The organism is Sphingopyxis granuli NBRC 100800 (assembly GCF_001591045.1).
GTDB lineage: Bacteria > Pseudomonadota > Alphaproteobacteria > Sphingomonadales > Sphingomonadaceae > Sphingopyxis > Sphingopyxis granuli.
Genome location: NZ_BCUA01000138.1, coordinates 1 through 6,798, shown reverse-complemented (window position 1 = coordinate 6,798; position 6,798 = coordinate 1). Strand labels below are relative to the sequence as shown.

At 62.3% G+C, this 6,798-nt stretch carries 4 protein-coding genes; 3 read left to right on the top strand and 1 reads right to left on the bottom strand.

Annotated features, from left to right (window positions below; all coding sequences use genetic code 11):
- Positions 1–197: 197 nt before the first annotated feature.
- On the bottom strand, positions 198–2,141 hold the full coding sequence (locus SGR02S_RS18625) for a polysaccharide biosynthesis protein (protein WP_067113604.1): 1,944 nt from the start codon (positions 2,139–2,141) through the stop codon (positions 198–200).
- A gap of 327 nt (positions 2,142–2,468) precedes the next feature.
- On the opposite strand from SGR02S_RS18625, the gene SGR02S_RS18620 reads away from it, so the two are divergent.
- From SGR02S_RS18620 to SGR02S_RS18610, 3 genes are all read left to right on the top strand, one after another.
- On the top strand, positions 2,469–3,932 hold the full coding sequence (locus tag SGR02S_RS18620; protein ID WP_082797233.1) for a protein adenylyltransferase SelO: 1,464 nt from the start codon (positions 2,469–2,471) through the stop codon (positions 3,930–3,932).
- A gap of 353 nt (positions 3,933–4,285) precedes the next feature.
- Entirely contained in the window at positions 4,286–6,370 is a 2,085-nt protein-coding gene (locus SGR02S_RS18615; protein WP_369691233.1) for an autotransporter assembly complex protein TamA, read from the top strand.
- On the top strand, positions 6,370–6,798 hold a 429-nt coding region (locus tag SGR02S_RS18610), incomplete at its 3' end, for an AsmA family protein (protein ID WP_156483133.1). The genes SGR02S_RS18615 and SGR02S_RS18610, both read left to right, overlap by 1 nt.

The following is a 6,798-nucleotide window of genomic DNA, read 5'->3' as shown; positions in this document are numbered from 1 at the left end:
TGGAAAAGGCGTTCGACGACACCGGCCTGCGGCCGTTTCAGCGCTTGCCGGTGACGCGCGAGCTTGGCGAGACCAGCCTGATGTGGCTTGTGCACCCGGTCTGACCAAGGAACAGATGGCGCTCACCGCGATGATCACGGACGAGGTGCTGCGCGCCGCGAGCACCTGATGGGCGATCTGTGCCGGGACGTTTCACGTTACGAGATTTGCGTGGTCAGCCGTTCGACCCACCCCGCATCGGGGACGTATTCGGGAACCAGCCTGCTCAAGATCCTCACTGCGTCCGCGTTATCGCCGCTGACGTATATCTTATCGAGTGTCTGCAATTCGCGGTCGAGCTCTTTCCAAGGCATCATCCGCTCGCGGGCGCGCATAATCCGCGGGTGAATCGTCGGCTGCGGGTTGTCGCCGATCAGCAGTTCCTCATACAGCTTTTCGCCAGGACGCAGGCCAGTCTCGATGATTTCGATATCGCCGTCGGGATTGCTCTCGTCCCGGATGCTGAGTCCTGAAAGGCGGATCATTGTCCGCGCAAGATCGACGATCCGGACCGGTTGTCCCATGTCGAGGACGAATACCTCGCCTCCCTTGGCCATTGCGCTGGCCTGGATCACTAACTGCGCGGCTTCGGGGATAGTCATGAAATAGCGCGTGATCTCGCTATGGGTCACCGTAACGGGCCCACCCGCGACGATCTGTGTCTTGAAGCGAGGAACGACCGAGCCGCTCGAACCGAGGACGTTTCCGAAGCGGACCATGCTGAAGACGGTTCTCACGCCTGACTGCTCGGCACGGGATTGAAGGATGAGCTCGCAGACGCGCTTCGAAGCCCCCATGATATTGGTGGGACGCACTGCCTTGTCGGTGCTGATCAGGATGAAGTTCGCTACCCCTGTCGCCTCCGCGGCCTCGACGCTGTGAAGTGTGCCCATGATGTTGTTGCGAAGACCGGAAAGCGGGTTCGCTTCGACCAGCGGCACATGTTTATAGGCAGCGGCGTGAAAGACCGTATTGGGCCGATGGTAGCGATAGACACGCAACATCGACGATCGCTCGGACACATTGGCAAGCTCCGGTTTCATCGGAATATCGATGCCGAGTTCGCGCATCAGCCTGCCGAGTTCCTGCTCGATCGTGTAGAGGGCGAATTCCGACTGTTCGAGCAAGATTAGCCTGGCCGGGCGGCAACGAATGATCTGCCGACAAAGCTCGCTGCCAATTGATCCGCCAGCGCCCGATACCATCACCGTCTTTCCAACGATCGTCTTGCCCATCAGTAATTCGTTTGCCGCAACGGTCTCACGACCCAGCAACTCCTCGATCTGGATTTCGTGCAGATCGTTGACCGTGATGCTACCATCGATGACGTTGGTCAGGCTAGGAAGTGACCGGACATAGACTTCCTCATTCTGTAGCCCTTCGATGATCTCGCGCCGCCGTGCACGCGTAGCGCTGGGTATCGCCAGCAAGACTTCGTCGATGCTGGTGTCCTTAAGTATCTGATGCAGGCGAAAGGAAGCGAATACGGTAACCCCATCGAGCCGTTGTCCGTCGAGCCTTGGATCGTCGTCGATGAACCCAACGAGATGCACCTGCGGTTCGTGACGGAGAGACAGGGCGAGTTGCTGCCCCGCGCGCCCCGCACCGTAGACCAGCACCCGGCGCGCATTCGTCGCGACTACCTTGAGCAGATCGAGCAAAGCGAAGCGCGCAAATATGCGGCTAGATGCCAGAAGCAGGAAGAAAATAATCGGATGCAGGACACTCAGCGTTCGGGGAACTTCATCGATGCGAAACAGAACGACGATCGCCATCAATGGCAATGCCAGCAGGCCACACGCGGCAGCTAAATCGGCCACGGTGCGTGCGCCCGAATATCGGATGAGCGACCGATAAACGCCCGCTTTCCACGCAATCGGATACCAAAGCGCGAGTGTGATCGCGGCGAATGCCAGAATCGGTTGAGAGATCAAATCCCAAACACCGAGGCGAAGCGAGAAGGAGATGAGAACGGCTGCGATGCAAAGCAGGCCATCGATGCCTGCTGCGGTGAGTTGCCGCTGTTTCCGCGGCCTTTCCACGATGAATGCCAGAATGGCGGTACGGAACTGCTGAAGTCGCTTATCGTCGAGGATATTCATCTGTGCGATTGTCCCAATGGTTCCCCGCGACCCCTACGGCTCTTAATTCCACGACGGCGTCTCGTCCCGAAAGAACGGCCGCACAGGAGGCGAACGCAATGCGCCAGTTAGCCGAGCCCTAAGCCGTTCCACGGAAAAAGCAATCTCCACCTCGGTAAGACGGCGGGCCCGTTGAGGACAATAGTTCACATCGAGCGCGTTGGTTCCGTGCGATTACGATCTACCATAGTTGTGAAATAGCGTATCACGATCCCGATGGGTAAACCGGAGTATGCGAAGTCTTGCAGAGCGCTTGCAATCGTAGCGGCCGCGCTTGAGATAGAGGCTATGAAGCTCGCGTTCGACAACAGTTTCCATGACACAATGGTGGGCTTCTACGCCCCCGCGCATGCGGCGCAGCCTTTGGCGCCGAAACTCTTAGCCTTTAACCATGCTCTCGCGGCTTGGCTCAAAATTAATATCGTGGGTGCAAGTGATGAGGCGATCGCGCGCATCTTTTCCGGGCAGAAGCTTCCAGATGGCGCAAACCCGCTCGCATTCGCCTATGCCGGGCACCAGTTCGGCCATTTCTCACCACAACTTGGCGATGGTCGCGCGCTTCTGCTCGGCGAAATCGTCGCGCCCGATGGCGCGCGTTTCGATATTCAACTCAAGGGATCGGGGCCGACGCCATTTTCCCGCAACGGCGACGGCAAGGCGGCGATCGGGCCGGTGCTGCGCGAATATCTGGTGTCGGAGGCGATGGCGGCGATGGGGGTGCCGACGACGCGGTCGCTCGCCGCGGTTGCGACCGGCGATCGCGTGCAGCGCGAGCGGGCGCATCCGGGTGCGGTGCTGACCCGCGTCGCTAGCAGCCATATCCGCGTCGGCACCTTCCAATTCTTCGCCGCGCATTACGGTGCGGACCATGTGATCCGTCTTTCGGACTACAGCATTAACCGCCATTTTCCCGACCTTGCCGATGCCGCGAACCCGCATCTCGCGCTGCTCGACCGGGTGATCGGGCTGCAATGCGGCCTCGTTGCGCACTGGCTGGGCGTCGGCTTCATCCACGGCGTGATGAATACCGATAACGTCGCGATCTCGGGCGAGACGCTCGATTATGGTCCGTGCGCCTTCATGGACCGTTTCGCTGTGAACACCGTCTTCAGTTCGATCGACGTCAACGGCCGCTATGCCTATGGGCGGCAGCCGCAAATCATGCACTGGAACATGGCACGCTTCGCCGAAGCGCTGCTGCCGGCGATCCACGCCGTCGACCCGGCGGATGTCGAGCAGGCGAAGGCGATCGTCGCGGCGGTTCCCGAACGCTTCCGCGAAGCATGGTTCGCACGGATGCGCGCGAAGCTGGGTCTGGTTGTCAGCGACGAAGCCGACGCCGACCTGTTCGACGGCCTGTTCGATGCGCTCGAGCGGCACTCGGTCGATTTCACGTCTTTCTTCCGGGCGCTCGCGATGTTGCTGCGCGGTGACGACGCGCCGCTGTCGGCGCTGCTGCCCCGGCGCGATGGCATGGCGTCCTGGATCGACAACTGGCGCAAGCGGATCGACCTCGCGAAGGTCGATCTGATGGAGCGCGCGGCGGCGATGGATGCGGTGAACCCGCTGTATATCCCGCGCAACCACCTCGTCGAGGCGGCGCTTGAGGCGGCCGAAGCGGGCGACATGGGGCCGTGGCGGGATTTGCTGGAAGTCGTTCGTCATCCCTTCGAAAGCCGTGACGATTGGGAAGTCTATGCACAGCCGGCGCCCGAAACCTTTGGTCCCTATACGACCTTTTGCGGAACCTGACCCGTTTCGGCTCGTTAGGGGGACAGGCCGCCAGCAACCGGGAAAGCCGTTCGACATGAAGATGCCGTATCGGGATCAGTCCCGTCGCAAAATCCGGTTGCGCCGGTTCGCGGGGCAAGCCACAAGTGCGCATCGGTTGTGAACAGATGCAAATTCCGGAAAAATCTCGAAAATCAGGTGGCATAAAGGGAACGCGCTGGGCGCTGACCCTTTCCGTGTCGCTATGGGGCGTCATCGCGGGCAGCGCGGTGGCCGCGCAACAGGCCGAAGCGCCGTCCGTGCCGCCAGCAGAGGCGGATGAAGCCGACGGCAAGGATATTGCAGCCCCAGCGCCCCCCCCGCCCGGGGCGTCTTTGCCGCAGGTCGAGCCGATCATCGAAGACGAAGAGTTCCAAAAGGCAATCCCCCCGATCGGCGCCGAGGATGATCCTGAGCTCGATCGCCCGCTCGAATCGATCGCGGAATTCGAGCGCCGGCAGGCGGCCAAGGAACGGCAGGAGGGTGAAGATGCGGCCGTTCCGGTGGCGGGCGGTACGCCGGTTCCCGCGCTCGCCGACGGCGACACGGCTGAAGCGATCGGCGATGCGCCGATCAGCGACAGCGAACTCGCCGCGCCGCTTCCCCCGCTCGACAGCTTCAACGTCGAACCCGTGCAATTCGCCGAATCCGAGCCCGACCGCGACGATGTGAAGATCCGATACAAAGTGGAGGTCAACGGGTTGGCCGCGGCGGACGATTCCACCGACATCGATCTGGCCGACTTGTTTCACGACCTGTCGGCGCTCTACGATGGCGACGGCGAGGCTGCGAATGGGGCCATGATCCGCGCGCGCCTGTCCGCCGATGCCGAACTGATGCAGCGCATCCTTGCATCGGAAGGCTATTACGACGCCGTCGTCGATACGCGGATCGACCGCAGCGGACGCGAACGGGGCGATCCGCTGAAAGCGATGGTCGATGTGACGCCGGGCGTTCGCTATAAATTTTCGGAAATCACGATCAAGGCCGACCCGACGGTGCCGCCGCTGCTGATCGACGATAATTTCCCATTGAAGGTCGGCGAACCCATCGTCGCCGAGCGGGTGCAGGGGGCGGAAGCGGCGATCGCGCTCAAATTGCCGCAGGAAGGCTATCCCTTCGCCAAGGTCGAGCAGCGCGACATATTGCTCGACGGCGCGACCGGCGAAGGCGCCTATACACTGCCGGTCGAGATCGGCCCGCGCGCGCGATTCGGCGGTTTCGAGACGACCGGCGACCTGGCTTTCGATGCCGAGCATGTCGCGGTGCTTTCGCGCTTCGAACGCGGCGATCTTTACGACAGCCGGATGGTTGACGACCTGCGACAGGCGATGGTCGCCTCGGGCCTTTTCTCGACGGTGGCGGTCGAGCCGCAGCGGACCGGCGAGAGCGCCGGTGACGACACCGAATATGTGACGATGATGGTGACGCAACAGGCCGGCCCGCCGCGCACGCTGGCGGCGAGTGCGGGCTATGGAACCGGCGAGGGCATCCGGCTGGAGGGGAGCTGGATGCATCGCAACCTTTTCCCGCCCGAAGGCGCGCTGATCGTGCGCGGCGTTGCCGGGACGCAGGAGCAGGGGCTGGGCGTCACCTTCCGTCGTTCGAACGCCGGGCGCCGCGACAAGACCTTTGAGCTGGTCGCCGAGGCGACGCGCAGCGACTATAATGCATTCGAGGCGCTGACCGGGCGGGTCGGCGTGCGCTGGAGCTATGATTCGACGCCGTTGTGGCAGAAGCGATGGACCTATGCCTATGGCGCCGAGTTGATCGCGACGAGCGAGGATGATTATGATTTCACGCGCGGCGCCCGCAACCGCGATTTCTACACGATATTCGGCCTGACCGGGCAGATCGGGATGGACCGGACCGACAGCCTGCTCGATCCGACCAAGGGTTTCCGCATCACCGCGCTCGTCCAGCCCGAAGGCTCCATGCGTGGGCATTTCTCTCCCTATGCGCGCGTGCGTGTCGACGCGAGCGGCTATTATCCCGTGACCGATAGCATCGTGCTCGCCGGGCGGGTGCGCGTCGGTTCGATCATGGGCGCGGCGCGCGAGCGACTGGCACCGTCGCGGCGCTTCTATGCCGGCGGCGGCGGGTCTGTACGTGGCTTCGGTTATCAGCAGCTCGGGCCGAAAGATCCGAACCTCGATCCGATAGGCGGTCGCAGCCTCAACGAGGCGGCGGTCGAGGCGCGCTATCGCTTCGGCAATTTCGGTGTCGTCGGCTTCGTCGACGCTGGACAGGTTTATCGCGGCTCGACCCCGACCTTTTCCGACATGCGTTTCGGCGCCGGGATCGGCGCGCGTTATTACACCAATTTCGGACCGATGCGGATCGACGTCGCAACGCCGATCAACCGCCAGCCGGGTGAAGCGCGGATCAGCGTTTATGTCTCGATCGGACAGGCCTTCTGATGGCGGAAGAAGCAGCGCCTGTTGAAGCCGGGGCGGCACAGACGCGAACGAGCCGGTCGTGGCGCATCGTGCGCGGGGTCGGCATCACACTGCTCGGGATCGTCGCGCTGCTGGCGTTGTTCCTCATCGGATTGAACAGCGACGCCGGGCGGCGCTTCGTCGTCACCCAGATCGAGAAATATGAATTCGAAAACGGAATGAAGATCGGCATCGGCCGGCTCGACGGATCGCTCTACGGCCAGATGATCGTGCGCGACTTTTCGTTGTCCGATCCCAAGGGGCGTTTCCTGACCTCGCCCGAATTGCGGATCGATTGGCGGCCCTTCGCCTATCTGGCGAACCATGTCGACGTCCGGTCGGCGACGGCCAAGATCATCACGGTTCAGCGCCTGCCCGAGTTCAAGCCGGTTCCCGACACCGGCGAGCCG